The following is a 15,419-nucleotide window of genomic DNA, read 5'->3' on the forward strand; positions in this document are numbered from 1 at the left end:
TCGCATCATCAGAAATAAATAAGCAAGCATTATATGGAGAATTTTGGAATTCCAAAAGGAACTAGAGATTTGTCATCTATAGAGATTAAAAAAAGAAATTATTTAATTCAAATTATTCGAGACAAATTTGAGATGTTTGGGTTTTCTCCTATAGAAACTCCTTCTTTTGAAAATTTATCCACTCTGATGGAAAAATATGGAAAAGAAGGAGATTATTTAATATTTAAATTACTTCGTTCTGGCGAAATTTTAAAAAATAAACTTTTAAATTCTTTAAATAAGAACAATAAGTTGCATATCATTAATTCTATAATTGAAAAAATATCTAACAAGGGATTAAGATATGACTTAACAGTTCCCTTTGTTCGTTATGTATCTATGCATAGAAATGAAATAACTTTTCCTTTTAAACGATATCAAATACAACCTGTATGGAGAGCTGATAATCCACAACAAGGAAGGTTTAGAGAATTTTATCAATGTGATGCAGATATGATAGGATCTCAATCGGTTTCTTCATTATGGCAAGAAATTGATTTTTTCAAATTATGTGATGATATTTTTAATGCATTAAATTTTTCTGTGATTATTAATGTTAACCATATAGATATTTTAAAAGGATTGGCAGAAATATCTGGTATAGAAAATCATCTCTGGAAATATTTTATTGCTTCTTTAGATAAATGGAAAAAAATGGGGAAAGATGTAGTCAAACAAGAAATGATACAACAAGGAATTTCGTATAAGTCTTTTGACAAGATCTCTAGTTTTTTTGATATTCAAGAACATTTTGACAAAAAAATAGAGATTCTCATCAACGCTTTGAAATATTCCAAAACAGGAATCAAAGGAGTGAAAGATATTAGTTTTATATTTAAAAATATGAATAATTTTTCTTTAAAAAAGATAAAATTAAAATGGGATATTTCTTTATCCAGAGGAATGAATTATTATACAGGAACTATATTTGAAATCACAGCTAAAGATATTATAAAAAAACAAAATGATGTAGTAAAATATCAACAATCTATCGGAGGTGGAGGGAGATATGATAAATTATCTAGTTATTTTGGAATGAAAAATTTTTCTGGTATAGGAATTTCTTTTGGATTAGATAGAATATATATATATATGGAAAACAACAATTTATTTTATATAATGAATAATTGCCAATTTCCATCAAAAGTATTATTTATTAATTTTGGAGAAAGAGAAGTTATATATGCATATCGTATGATCAGTAGTTTAAGAGATCATGGAATATCTACTCAATTATATCCTAATGCAATCAGTATCAAAAAACAATTTTTGTATGCTGACAAAAATAATATACCATTTACCATTAGTATAGGAACAAAAGAGATAGAAAATAAAAAAATAAAAGTCAAAAATATAAACAATAGAATTGAAATAGAATATGATAATTTACAAAATGTAATTAAACATTTAACTTCTTATTTTAAATCAAATGCTAGTTTATTTGTTTAAGGTTGAAAATATTATAACATACTATCTATTTATTTAATCTACTACAAAAATTAATGATTAATTCTTATAGAGAGTATCGTAATAGTTAGTATATAATGATTTTATGTTGTCTACGTGATATTGATATCTATCTATTTATCTATAATATAAACTAAATAATGATCATCTATTTTTCTATAAAAAGCATAAAATTTTTTACTATAGGATTCCTTGATTACCCAACAAGATATAGAAGAAGTTTTATAATTTGTATCTATGCAAAAAGGAGATACTTTATAATGATCTAAAAAACTATAAAATTTTCCTCCCTCTAATTTATATAAACTTTCTTTAATTCCCCATATAATATGCAAATAATCTTCTTCATAATTAGGATTAATAAAAATTGATTCATCTTCTCTCAAAAACTTTTTCTTAATTTTAAATATTTTTTTGTCTTTTCTCAATTTTTCTATATCTATACCTATATGATATGAACTAACAGCTATAGCAATCTTCTCAAAAGAATGACTAAATGAAATATTTTTTTGTTCATTTTCAATAAATGGTTTTCTTTTATGATTATAAAAAATATTATTATTAATGCCTATATATTTTAGGGCATAACGTATACCTAAATATTCTTTTTTTCTTTTTTCAGATAAAGAAACAAAATGTTGTTTTTCTTTATCTGAAAGAATTACAGGTTCTAAATAATTGTGTTTTAAATATTCCCATTTAAAAACAATAATTTGTGTGTGTAATGTACGAATATTATCCATGTACATGAAAAAAATATGTCTGAATTTTTTATTTTTATTTAATTTTAAACTACTATTCATTACTATACTATTTTTTATAATAATAAAATGAGTGATTTTATTTCACAAAAACAACAAATTATAAAAGCATTAGAAACTGTTTTTATAGATAACAATAAACAAAATATTATTCAGTCTGGAATGGTTGAAAAAATAGATATTGATGAAAATGAAATTATTATTTTCATAAAACTATATCATCCAACAATGCATGTCAAACAAAAATTGAAAGAAAATATTTTTAAAACTATAGACATCTATAATAACAATATAAAACAAAAAGTGCGATTACAAATTGCAAAAAAATTAAATTATAATAGAAATAATAATAAAAAAATTCATGGTATCAAACATATTATAGCAATAGCTTCTGGAAAGGGTGGAGTTGGAAAATCTATGGTCTCTACTAATATTTCTGTCACGTTAGCAAACATGGGATTTAACGTAGGGTTATTGGATGCCGATATTTATGGCCCGTCTATTCCGATTTTGTTTAATATAAAAGAAAAAGATGTCTATTCTGGTAGAATTACAAAAAAAGAAGGTACTGAAAGTTATATACTGAAACCTATTGTAAAAAATAAAGTACATATTCAATCTATAGGATTTTTTTCTAAATCTGGACAGGCTATCGTTTGGAGAGGGCCAATGGCTAGTAAAGCATTACATCAATTAATTCATGAAACTGAATGGGGATATTTAGATTTTTTAATTATTGATCTTCCACCTGGAACAAGTGATATACACTTATCTATTTTACAATATTTATCTATGACTGGCGTGGTTATGGTCAGTACACCACAAAAATTATCATTATCAGATGTTCATAGATCTATTGGTATGTTTCGTATTAATACCATATATGTTCCTATAATAGGAATTATAGAAAATATGTCTTTGATTGACACAAGTAAAGATTTATGTGAAACAAATAAAAATACAGTAAAAGAATTTTCTATCAAATTCGATTTATTTTTTTTAGGAAAGATACCAATGCTTAAAGAAATTCAAGAATATTCTGATTTAGGCATTCCAGTTGTTTTAAAACATTACACAATTCAACAAATTTTTTTGAAAATTACAAAAAATATTATAAGTAAATTATCTTAATTATTTGCCACATCTTATATCACCAATAAATATAATGAAAATTTATTTATATAATTATTTTATTATATCTACTTCTAATGATAATGTGATATTAAATTTGGTTTTTATATTTTGTATTATTTCTTTTGAAAAACAGTATATTTCTTTTCCACTAGCGTTTCCATAATTGACTAAAATTATGGGTTGTTTTTCATATGATCCTACATTACCAATTTTTTTCCCTTTCCACCCAATTATTTCAATCAATGAACTTGCAGATACTTTTGTTTGTTGTTTCGAAAATGTAATACCTTTTATAGTTGGATATTGATCTTTTAATTTATTAAACTTTAATTTATCAATAATAGGATTTTTGAAAAAACTTCCTGCATTTCCTATTTCTTTTGGATTTGGAAGTTTTCTTGTTCTTATATTATAGATAGCTAGGCTTAAATCGTTAATAGTAGGTCGTTTAATTTTCATATTTTCTAATTCTTGTTGAACTTCAAGATAAGAAGTATTTATATTATGATATTTTGTTCTTAATAAAAAAGAAACAGATACTATAAGGAATTGATTTATAGAATATTTAGTATGCTGCTTAAAAAAAGAAGAACGGTATTTTAGTTTACATTCATTTTTTGAAAAAATTATAAATTTCTTTTGATTGATTTCATATACTTTAACTTCCAATAATACATCTTTTATTTCTGTTCCATATGCTCCAATATTTTGTATTGGAGCTGCTCCAACAGTTCCAGGAATATGAGATAAATTTTCTAAACCACTAAATCCTTTTTTTATTGTCCAACTAACCAAATCATTCCAATTTTCGCCACCGTAAGCTTTAACAATAACTTTATTGTTTTTTTCATATATTACTTTTTTTCCGGATATTCCCATTTTTACTAAAATGCCAGGATAATAATTATTTATAAATAATATGTTGCTCCCATTTCCTAAAAAAAGTTTTGGTATTTTTGGATATAAATTGCCTAATCTATGTAAATTATGTAGATCTTTTATATTTTGAATAGTTAAAAAGTAATGTGCATATACCATTATGCCAAATGTATTCAGTTTTTGAATACAAAAATTCTTTTTTAGAATAGACATACATAACATAGACAAACACAAAGATAATAAATACATGTACAATTTTGTGCATAAGTATTGTATGATTAAATTTATCATTTAAATATAATATAATATGAAAAAAAATGGAAATTTTATTTTTGGAGTCATTTTTGGTTCTTTAGCAGTACTAATATTAAGTAAATTTTTTTCATCAAAATCAAAAGAAGATAAAATGATAAATATGTTTGGAGAAACAACGGAAAAAATAAAAGAAAATTTTAAAGACTTGGTCAAAAATTTTGGAAAAATAGTTAAAGAAATGAAATCTAATTTGGAACATAATAAATGTAATAAAAATCAAACAGACAAAATAGATCAAGTAGAGGAGGAATTGGGAACATAGATCCATTTTATTATTGATTACATAATATGTTTTTTTTTATTAAAAATTTCTTAATAAAAAAAATTTCATCCTTTAAAAAGGAAATGGTTAGATGGATAATTAACATTATAACAGAAATTTTTATTAGTTGTTTTTTTATTATACTTTTTATAATTATTTTATTTATAGGTAGTATTTTACTGTCTTTTATTTTATCTTATTATTTTAATAACTATATTTTGGGTTTTGGTTTAGTTGTAATTGTTTATTTTTTTATTTTATTTTTTACATTTCTTGTTTTCAAAAATCTTATTCGATTCTTCATTAAGAATTCACTACAAAAAATGTTTGATAAATATAATTAAATTTTTATGAACAAATTTCACATTATTTATGGAATTCATCCATTAATAGAAGCTATTAAAGAAAAACAAATTATAAAAAAATTATTTATAAAAAAAGAAATGAATATAAAAATAGGAGATAATTATAAACAATTACTATCCTTGTCAAAAAAAATGAATATTCCTGTACATTTTGTTTCTAAACATCGATTTGATCATGATCAATTAAAATATAAAAACCATCAAGGAGTTTTTGCCTTTTTATCCCCTATAAAAACTTTTCATATAAAAAACTTACTACCAATATTTTATAAACAACAAAAAAATCCACTATTGCTAGTTTTAGATCGCATTACAGACGTAAAAAATTTTGGATCTATTATTCGTACTGCAGCTTGTGCAGGTGTACATTCTATTATTATTCCAAATAAATCTACAGCAAGGATTAATTCAGATTCTATCAAAACTTCTTCAGGGGCGTTATTCAAAATTCCAATATGTAAAGAAAATAACATTCAAACAACTATCAGATATTTAATTCAATCTGGATTAAAAATTATATCTGCAACAGAAAAATCTGATGTTTCTTGGTATAAAATAGACTTATCTGGTCCGACCGCTATCATACTTGGAAATGAAGAAAATGGTATTTCTAGCAAATATTTAAAGTTATCTTCATATAAAGTAAAAATTCCATTATCAAAACATGGTATATCTTCTTTGAATGTTTCCGTAGTTTGTGGAATTTTATTGTATGAAGTTTTTAGACAAAGACAATTAAAAATAATCCCTATTCCAAAAGCAAATCCTGAGTAAATTTCTGAATCAATATTTACGTTTTTTCATACTTATAAAAATCATATTTAATCTAAAACTCAGATTGAAAGTGCCGTAAAAAATTCATATCATTCTCAAAATAAATTCTTATATCATTAATTTTATAAATTAATATAGAAAGTCTTTCGATCCCTATTCCAAAAGCAAATCCTGAGTAAATTTCTGAATCAATATTTACGTTTTTTAATACTTTTGGATCTATCATACCACAACCCATAATTTCTATCCAACCCATTGTTTTTCCAAAATATATGTCCACTTCTGCACTTGGTTCTGTAAATGGAAAATATGAAGGGCGAAATCTGACTTTAGTTATATCACCAAAAATAGAATGTATTAAATATAGAATAGTTTGTTTTAAATCTAAAAAAGTTACTTTTTTATCGATATAAAATCCTTCCGCTTGGTGAAACATAAAATGAGAATGAGTAGAGATTGTCTCATTTCTATATACTTTTCCTAAAGATATTATTCTAAAAGGTGGAACATGTTTTTTCATATATCGTATTTGTACAGAAGATGTATGTGTTCTCAGTAAACTATCTGTATTGTTATATAGAAAAAAAGTGTCTTGCATTTCTCTAGATGGATGTTCTGGTGGAATATTTAAAGCAGTAAAATTATGCCAATCATCTTCTATTTCAGGACCTTCTACAACAGAAAATCCAATTTTAGAAAATAATTCTATAATTCTATGTATTAAAATAGAGATAGGATGCATCGATCCAATTTCTTTATATATACCTGGTAAAGTTGGATCAAAATGAGGTATATTTTTTTGTTGTTTTAATTTTTTTAATTGTATTTTTTCTGTTACCTGTTTTTTTAAATTATTAATAATTTTTCCAAAATACTTTTTGTCTTGAATAGAAAATTTTTTTAATTCTTTAAATAAAAAAGTTAAAATACCATTTTTTTTTCCTAAGAATTTAATTCTAAATGATTCTAATTCATAATCACTTGTGGCATCAAAGACTTTTATTTCTTCTTTTATTTTTTCTATTTTTTGTTGTATATCCATACATACATAAATATTATTTGATACAAATTGCGAAATATTATATTATATCAAAATTTTTGAATTTATATTTATTTATGATTTTTTTTAAAAATGTATAATATTACAGACATAATTATTGTATTAATATTTTTATATAGTGGATATTATGGATATCATAAAGGATTCATTGATCAAATATTTAAGTTTTTTATACTATTTATTATCCTATATAAAGGAATTATTGTTTTTAAGTTAGTTTCTAAATTGGTTTCAGAATGTGTTATTCATAATCATGAACTTGTAAATAAAAAACAATTATTATTTTATATTTTTTCTATATATTTTTTGATGATAATCTTGATAGCTTTTTCAATTAAAAAAATCATAGAAATTGTATTCAAAACGATTGGTGTTACTTTTATTAATAACATATTAGGAAGTTTACTAGGAGTTACAAAATATTTTATTTATCTATCTATATTAATTACTTTTTTTAAAGAAGTGAATAAACAAATTCATTTTCTTCCTTATAAATATTTCAAAAATTCTTTTGAAGAAGAATTTCAATATATATTCTTGATATTTAAAAATGTTTTGATCTTTTTGTTAAACAAAATGGAAGAATTGTATGATATATTTTTTTTTGCAAAAAATCATTTTACTAACTAAAAATATAGTATAGTATTGACATCATATTACAATCTTACAATCAAGTTTTTGTATATGTACAAAAAAATATTATTTAGTTTTTATGCTAAACTATAAAAGTTGCATACTTTTTTTTGTAAACATCAATCGATAAACCATTTAAATATAATAATAAAATTTTTTCTAAATTTTCTGTTATACTTTTTGATTGTATTAGAATATCTAACATTAATAATGTATTTTTTTTACCATATTTATGATTAATTATTCCTATTCCTTGCTGATTCATCTGTGATTCTATATGTTGAAAGATTTTTATTTTTATAGCATTATTTTTTTTATACGTTTTATAATTTATTTCATGTATAATAATCTTGAAATAATTTATAATTAAATGTTGTAATATTATTAAATTATTTTTTTGCCAAATTTTTATAGGTTTATGACTATTAATAACATGACATAAGGTTTGATTAGTTAGAATGTCAGAAGAATATACAAGTTCTTTTATTGTGTTATATATACGCATGTATAGTATTCCATAATAGGGTTTTGTAGAAGTTTCAATAACTCTTATTAAAGAATTTTGTATATGTTTCAAATTTTCTTGTAATTCTAAAAATTTTGTTCTATTATATCGAAGATTTTTTAAATTATTATTAATAATTCCTTCTATACTCGATTGATAAATAGTTTCTATAGAAGAAATCATGATTTCTAAAATGTCAGAATAATTTTTTAAAGTTGTTTCTAAAGTCAAATTACCATTTTTAAGAATGCTTGTTTTTTCCCTCACTTTTTGATATGATGTTTTTTGATAAGTTTTATAACTTCTATAAACAACAAATGTTATTAAACATAAAAAAAATATAATTGCCCATTCTTTGAAAAAATATAAAATAGTTGCCGTAATACCAGACATTGTAAATGCGATTAATCCAGTTACAAACCACCCTCTTATAACTTTTAAAACTCCTGAGACCCTGTATACTGCAGTTTCTCTATCCCAAGCTCTATCTGAAAACGAGGTGCCCATAGAAACCATGAAAGTAACAAAAGTAGTAGATAGTGGCAGTTTATGAACAGTAGCTATAGAAATAAGTATACTTGATATGGTTAAATTTGAAGAAGCTCTTACTAGATCAAAGGCAATACTTTCATCTTTTTGTATTTTTTGTTTAAAATTTTTTTCTATTTTCACTAAAAAACGTTTGGAAAATAAATTGAAAAATGTCTTTCCAACAAATAAAAAAAATCTAACAATTTCTCTAGACACAAAATTTGACAAACAAGTGTCATTGTAATGGTCATGTTCTTCATGTTTTCTGCTTAAATTAAGTTCTGTGCTAGAAATTTTTTTAGTTTTTTTAGAAAACCAAAGTGTTAATATCATAATAACTCCTGAAAAAATTAAAATTAAAGAAGGAACAGCAACTTTTCCAGATAAACTTGTCATATTGAATTTATCTGCTGGTGGGCAACCAGCTGATGTCCATATGTTGTAAGACTGAATACTAGCTATAGGTATGCCGATAAAATTTACTAGATCATTTCCTGAAAAAGCCATTGCTAAAGAAAAGGTTCCATATAATACAACAAATTTTAAAATGTTATATCCTAAAGAAACCAAGAGCTTTGATACCAATAACCATGTACAAAATAACAAGAATAAAACAATATAAAATTGATGATGTATACACATGATAAAAGGATGTATCAAAAAATCAATTTTTGTTAAATGCTCTTCCATAACTCTATGTATACCTTTAAAAATCAAAAAATAGGTCATACTACTCAATGACATAGCAGACCATATAACTCCTATACATGGTAATTTACTTTTATATTCAAAGCTGAATAACAAACGAATAAAATAGTGAATTAATGAACCAGAAGTAAAAGAAATTAAAATAGATAAAAAAATTCCTATTCCAATTGTAAGTGTTTGTTCTGCTTTAATATAATTACTTAAATGATGTAACGGTTCATTACATAATGGAGAAGACATTTTAATTATTGCTATACTGAATGCACCTCCTAATAAACAAAAAACCATTGATACTGTGGTAGATGTGGGTAATCCTAAAGTATTAAAAATATCCAATAATATGATATCTGAAATCATTACAGCTAAAAAAATAAAAATTAGATCAGACAAATAAAAATAAGAAGGATCAAAAACTCCTTTTCTTGCTACTTCCATCATTCCGCTAGATAAAAAAGAACCAAACAAGATTCCCAAACTAGCAAAGATCATAATAGTTTTTCTAGAAGCTACTTTAGATCCAATAGCAGAATTGAGAAAATTGACAGCATCATTAATTAAACCAACAATAAGATCAAAAATGGATAAAATAAAAATAATCACTATAATTAATGGATAAAAAAGTTTCATAATAAAAAGGAATAATTATACAAAACAAATTAGATATTTATTTATTTTGATCATAATGAAAAATTGTTACAATTTTTTTAAAGATTCCTTGATAATATTTTCTAAATCCAATTCTGGATTTTTATTTATAACATGAGCCAAAACTGTTTTAGATTCTTGATGAGAAAACCCAAGTGTTATTAAAGCTCTTAAAGCTTCTTGTTGTTTGTATTGATATTCATTTGGGGTTTTTGGAGTAATAATTACTGGTCCCAGTTTATCTTTCAGTTCTATAATTATTCTTTTTGCAGTTTTATTTCCAATTCCTTTAATTGTTCTAAATTTTTCTGTATCTTCTTGATATATAGACATTTCGATCTCATTGGTAGTTAAGGAAGATAATAAATTTATAGCTGAACTTGGACCAATTCCATTCACTGAAATTAGATGTGAGAACATTGTTCTTTCTATCTTATCAAAAAAACCATACAATAACTGTTTATGTTCTTTCGTAAAAAGATAAGTATATATGATAATTTCTTTACCATTTGTTTGTTCTGACAAAGAAGAATAAGTATATACAGATATATATATATAATATCCAACTCCGTTACAATCTATAATTAAATTAGATTGATTTTTTTCTATTAATTTTCCTCTTAAATGTGTTATCACTGTATTATTTTTAAAACATAAACAATGAAAAAATGTTATTTATTTTTTATGAATAAAATTGTTATTGGTACTCCTATAAAATCAAAATGATATCGTATTTTTTTTTCAGTAAATCTTTTGTAAGATTGTTTTATTAAATGTGGATAATTAGAGAAAAAAATAAATTTAGGAGTAGCAGACGTTGTGGATTGAGTACAATATTTAATGTAAATCCTTTTGTGTTTTATAGAAGGTGGCGGATATTTTTTTAGAATTGGTAACATAATATTATTTAACATATTGGTTTTTAATTTTTTTTTACGCATTTCTAAAATGCGTTGAGCTATAGGAAATATATTAGATAATCCATCTCTATTTTTTGCAGAAATAAATAAAATTGGAACATTATAAAATGGTGAAATTTTGTGTCTAATGAAAATTTCTAAATTTTTCATAAAAAAAGAATAATTATTTTGTTGTTTTAATAAATCACATTTATTAATAAGAATAATGATTCCTTTATTATTTTTTTCCGCAACCCTAAATAGGTAACTATCCTGTGATTCCCATCCTTGCATTGCATCTATCAAAAGAAAACATATATCTGTATATTCAATCGTTTTTATAGTCCTTATCATAGAATAAAAATCTAAACTATCAACAAGTTTAGATCTTTTTCTGACTCCTGGTGTATCTACTAACATACAATTATTTTTTGGATAAAAAACATCTAAACTATCCCTAGTAGTTCCATAAAAAGGAGTAACTATATTATGATATTTTTCTAAAAAAGAATTAATTAATGTAGATTTGCCCACATTTGGACGACCTATAATAGCAAAATTTGGAATGTTTAATTGATTTTCTTGAATTTTATTATTATATTTTTCTAAATATATTTCTATTAATTTTTCTAATAATTCTCCTATTCCACTTCCATTGATAGAAGATATACAATAATAAGAAACAAATCCTAAACGAAAAAAATCTGTATCAGAATACATATTGTTTCCTTTATCTACTTTATTTACTACTAATACAATTGATTTGTTACTTTTTCTTAACAATTGTGAAATTATAATATCAGTATCTAAAATGCCAATTGTGATATCAACTACAAATAAGACTACATCAGATTCTTGAATTGCTATTAATATTTGTTTTTTTATTTCTGTTTGCAGTAAAATTAAAAATTTTTTATCATGACTATCTTTATCTGGATAATGATAATCTGGATATCCACCAGTATCTATGATATTAAAATTAATTCCATTCCATTGCAAGTTACCATAAACTCTATCTCTTGTTACTCCACTATTTGCATGGACTACTGATTTTTTTCTTCCTACAAGACGATTGAATAATGTAGATTTTCCTACATTTGGACGTCCAACTATCGATACCACATAACTCATTGTATGATAATAATTCATTTACAATCTATAAAATTATATTTTTTTTATTAGTTTCAATGATTTTATTCATGTTTTATCTTTTGATCAAAGTGTATATATTTAAATAAAAAAATAATGCGTATAGATATTGTTAGTATTTTTCCTAGATTATTTAATGAATTTTTATACAATTTTCCTGTTAAAAAAGCAATTCATAAAGAACTTTTAGAAGTTCATGTTCATGACTTACGTCAATATGGCATAGGAAAAAAAAAAAAAGTGGATGATTATCCATATGGAGGAGGTGGAGGAATGGTATTAAAAATTGAACCTGTATATCAATGTTTTAATACACTTTTATCAGAACGATATTATGATGAAACCATTTTTATGACTCCATCTGGTAAGTCATTTACACAAAAATACGCAGAACAGTTAACTAAAAAAACTAACTTATTAATTCTTTGCGGTCGTTACAAAGGAGTTGATCAAAGAATTATAGATCATTTAATATCTAAAGAAATATCCATAGGGCCTTATATTTTATCTGGTGGAGAATTAGCAGCAGCTGTGATTGTTGAATCTATAACTAGGCTGTTACCTGGAGTATTGAATTATTCAAATTCTATTGGTGGTGGTGGGTGCACCTATACGTCGTATCCTATTTATACTCATCCATCTATTTATAATGGATGGCCAGTACCACAAATACTTTTGTCTGGAAATCATAGAAAAATTAAAGACTGGCGAATAATTAATTCAAAAAATAAAGATAATAATAAAGATAAATAATTAATATAATGATATTATTTATTGTCTGTCAATGTATCTATCCATAAATGAAAAATTACTTTTTCAAGTTTGTTAAACATGAATTGGTTTATGATTCTGATGGGGTGGGTAGGGTACATAATTAGTCTAATACTACTAATACTAACTAATAGTATAATATATAGTATAATATAATTTGAATTGATGAATTGCATAAATTACCTAATAAATCTTTATCAATTATTGAATTAATCTTTTTAAATCGTATTTTTTTGATAAACCAATTTTCGATAAATAAATATGCATGCATAATAATATGCGCAATAGTTACAACAACATCACATCATGTCATGTCATGCATGTGGAGTAAAAAGTAAGTAAATAGAATTATATTATGCATCATATTGTTTTTACAAAACAAAAATTGTTATAATTATTTATTTGCTTTATTATTATGATTGTTTATTTCCAAAATTGTCACTTGATAATATGTTTTATATCTATCTTTATTATAAAAATGTTTTGTGAAACTAAAATAATAAAACTTTATCATCAAATTCATATAATATGATCAAAAGGACAGATTATACGGCAGATAGTATACAATCATTAGAAGGTATTGAACATATCAGAATGAGACCTTCTATGTATATAGGAGATATAGGAACTAGAGGATTACATCATTTAGTGTACGAATTAATAGATAATTCTGTCGATGAGTCATTAGCCGGATTTTGCAATAAAATATGGGTTACTATTCATCAAAATGGATTTATTACAGTTTTAGATAATGGACGTGGAATTCCAATTGATATTCACAAAAAAGAAGGTAAATCTGCATTAGAAGTAGTTATGACTAAAATTGGAGCAGGAGGAAAATTTGATAAAAATTCTTACAAAGTATCTGGAGGATTACATGGAGTAGGAATATCTTGTGTAAATGCTTTATCCACCAATTTGATTGCTACCGTATATCGTCATGGTAAAATTTATCAACAAGAGTATTTTAAAGGCAATCCTACTGGTCAAGTAAAATGTATAGGAGAAACTAAGATGCAAGGAACGAAAATACATTATATAGCGGATAGATCAATTTTTACAACTTCAGTAACATATAATTATGATTATATATCTAATCGTTTACAAGAATTAGCTTTCTTAAATAAAGGATTACATTTATTCTTAAAAGATGAACGAAAAGTACAAGATAATAAACAACAAAATAGTAAATATTTTTTTTCTAAAAATGGATTAAAAGAATACTTAACTCTTTTAGAAAAAGATAAAATATCATTAAATAAAAACATTATTATAATTGAAGAAAAAAAAGATAATTCTATTATAGAAATTGCTATGCAATACAACAATTCTTTCAAAGAACGAATTTTTTCTTATGTAAATAATATAAATACTTATGAAGGTGGTACTCATATTACCGGGTTTAGAAGAGCTTTAACAAGAACTTTAAAAAAATTTTTAGATTCTACTATTACAAAAGAAAAAGATCAATTCGAATGGGTTGGAGAGGATTTTAGAGAAGGACTTACCGCAATTATTTCTATAAGAGTTGTAGAACCTCAATTTGAGGGACAAACCAAAACAAAATTAAGTAACCATGAAATTGGAGGAATTGTAGATAAGATTGTTGGAGAAAAGTTAAATAACTTTTTAGAAGAAAATCCGAATGATAGAAAAAGAATTATTGAGAAAATTTTGTTATCTGCTAAATCACGTCAAGCTGCAAAAAAAGCTCGTGAATTTATACAAAATAAGATACCAATACAACAAACTTGCATACTTCCAGGAAAATTAGCAGATTGTACTTTTAATGATCCAGATAACAGTGAAATTTATTTAGTAGAAGGAGATTCTGCTGGTGGTACTGCTAAACAAGGAAGAGATAGAAATTTTCAAGCTATTTTACCTTTGAGAGGAAAGATTATTAATGTTGAAAAATCTTCTGCATATAAAATTTTTGAAAATGAAGAAATTAAAAATATATTTATTTCTTTAGGAGTTACAATGATAACAGAAGACAACAAGAATATTTTAAATATTCAAAAATTGAGATATAAAAAAATCATTATTATGACAGATGCAGATATAGATGGTAGTCATATTTCTACTCTAATTTTGACGTTATTTTTTAGGTATATGAAACCTTTGATCGAAAAAGGATATATTTATATTGCAACACCTCCATTGTATTTAATCAGAAAAGGAAAATATATTAAATATGCTTGGAGTGAACAAGAACGTGTTAACATTATAAATAATTTAGGAGGATCAAAACGTGTTAATATTAATATACAAAGATATAAAGGATTAGGAGAAATGAATGCAGAACAACTTTGGCAAACTACAATGAATCCAGAAAAAAGAACTTTGCGAAAAGTTTGTATAAACAATATATTAGAAGCAAACAAAATTTTCTCTATTCTTATGGGAGAATCAGTTCCGCCAAGAAGACATTTTATAGAACATAATGCAAAATTTGCAAAAATTAACATATAATTGATGTTATACAGTATACAGTTAATAATTGATCATAATTGACATCC

At 24.0% G+C, this 15,419-nt stretch carries 13 protein-coding genes; 7 read left to right on the top strand and 6 right to left on the bottom strand.

Annotated features, from left to right (window positions below; genetic code table 11):
• Positions 1-33: 33 nt before the first annotated feature.
• Entirely contained in the window at positions 34-1,488 is a 1,455-nt protein-coding gene (gene hisS / locus H0H37_RS01175; protein ID WP_185882607.1) for a histidine--tRNA ligase, read from the top strand.
• 131 nt (positions 1,489-1,619) lie between these two features.
• Here hisS and H0H37_RS01180 read toward each other — a convergent pair whose 3' ends face one another.
• Positions 1,620-2,249 carry a 4'-phosphopantetheinyl transferase family protein gene (locus H0H37_RS01180; RefSeq protein ID WP_394798458.1) on the bottom strand — a complete coding sequence of 210 codons (630 nt, stop codon included), beginning with the start codon at positions 2,247-2,249 and terminating at the stop codon, positions 1,620-1,622.
• An 87-nt stretch (positions 2,250-2,336) separates the two neighbouring features.
• On the opposite strand from H0H37_RS01180, the gene H0H37_RS01185 reads away from it, so the two are divergent.
• A complete protein-coding gene (locus H0H37_RS01185; protein WP_185882609.1) occupies positions 2,337-3,398 on the top strand; it encodes an Mrp/NBP35 family ATP-binding protein in 1,062 nt (353 codons plus the stop codon).
• 54 nt (positions 3,399-3,452) lie between these two features.
• Here H0H37_RS01185 and murB read toward each other — a convergent pair whose 3' ends face one another.
• Complete coding sequence (gene murB, locus H0H37_RS01190; RefSeq protein ID WP_185882610.1) at positions 3,453-4,493, bottom strand: UDP-N-acetylmuramate dehydrogenase; 1,041 nt, start codon at positions 4,491-4,493, stop codon at positions 3,453-3,455.
• A gap of 94 nt (positions 4,494-4,587) precedes the next feature.
• Here murB and H0H37_RS01195 point away from each other — a divergent pair, with 94 nt between their 5' ends.
• On the top strand, positions 4,588-4,857 hold the full coding sequence (locus tag H0H37_RS01195) for a YtxH domain-containing protein (protein WP_185882611.1): 270 nt from the start codon (positions 4,588-4,590) through the stop codon (positions 4,855-4,857).
• A 350-nt stretch (positions 4,858-5,207) separates the two neighbouring features.
• The gene (gene rlmB / locus H0H37_RS01200; RefSeq protein WP_185882612.1) at positions 5,208-5,996 is read left to right on the top strand and encodes a 23S rRNA (guanosine(2251)-2'-O)-methyltransferase RlmB; all 789 of its coding nucleotides are present in this window, start codon (positions 5,208-5,210) and stop codon (positions 5,994-5,996) included.
• A gap of 52 nt (positions 5,997-6,048) precedes the next feature.
• Here rlmB and pheS read toward each other — a convergent pair whose 3' ends face one another.
• Complete coding sequence (pheS, locus tag H0H37_RS01205; RefSeq protein WP_394798459.1) at positions 6,049-7,038, bottom strand: phenylalanine--tRNA ligase subunit alpha; 990 nt, start codon at positions 7,036-7,038, stop codon at positions 6,049-6,051.
• 90 nt (positions 7,039-7,128) lie between these two features.
• Here pheS and H0H37_RS01210 point away from each other — a divergent pair, with 90 nt between their 5' ends.
• A complete protein-coding gene (locus H0H37_RS01210) occupies positions 7,129-7,686 on the top strand; it encodes a CvpA family protein (RefSeq protein WP_185882613.1) in 558 nt (185 codons plus the stop codon).
• An 85-nt stretch (positions 7,687-7,771) separates the two neighbouring features.
• Here H0H37_RS01210 and H0H37_RS01215 read toward each other — a convergent pair whose 3' ends face one another.
• The 3 genes from H0H37_RS01215 to der all read right to left on the bottom strand — a co-directional run bounded on the left by H0H37_RS01215 (position 7,772) and on the right by der (position 12,108).
• Positions 7,772-10,060 carry an inorganic phosphate transporter gene (locus tag H0H37_RS01215; protein WP_185882614.1) on the bottom strand — a complete coding sequence of 763 codons (2,289 nt, stop codon included), beginning with the start codon at positions 10,058-10,060 and terminating at the stop codon, positions 7,772-7,774.
• Positions 10,061-10,126: 66 nt separating this feature from the next.
• Positions 10,127-10,714 carry a Holliday junction branch migration protein RuvA gene (ruvA, locus tag H0H37_RS01220; protein WP_185882615.1) on the bottom strand — a complete coding sequence of 196 codons (588 nt, stop codon included), beginning with the start codon at positions 10,712-10,714 and terminating at the stop codon, positions 10,127-10,129.
• 35 nt (positions 10,715-10,749) lie between these two features.
• Positions 10,750-12,108 (bottom strand): ribosome biogenesis GTPase Der, encoded by a 1,359-nt coding sequence (der, locus tag H0H37_RS01225; RefSeq protein ID WP_185882616.1) that lies wholly within the window; start codon positions 12,106-12,108, stop codon positions 10,750-10,752.
• 114 nt (positions 12,109-12,222) lie between these two features.
• Here der and trmD point away from each other — a divergent pair, with 114 nt between their 5' ends.
• A complete protein-coding gene (trmD, locus tag H0H37_RS01230; protein WP_185882617.1) occupies positions 12,223-12,879 on the top strand; it encodes a tRNA (guanosine(37)-N1)-methyltransferase TrmD in 657 nt (218 codons plus the stop codon).
• A gap of 546 nt (positions 12,880-13,425) precedes the next feature.
• Positions 13,426-15,372 carry a DNA topoisomerase subunit B gene (locus H0H37_RS01235; protein WP_185882618.1) on the top strand — a complete coding sequence of 649 codons (1,947 nt, stop codon included), beginning with the start codon at positions 13,426-13,428 and terminating at the stop codon, positions 15,370-15,372.
• Positions 15,373-15,419 lie beyond the last annotated feature (47 nt).

The sequence above is a fragment of the Blattabacterium cuenoti genome (assembly GCF_014252335.1).
Classification (GTDB): domain Bacteria; phylum Bacteroidota; class Bacteroidia; order Flavobacteriales; family Blattabacteriaceae; genus Blattabacterium; species Blattabacterium cuenoti_AL.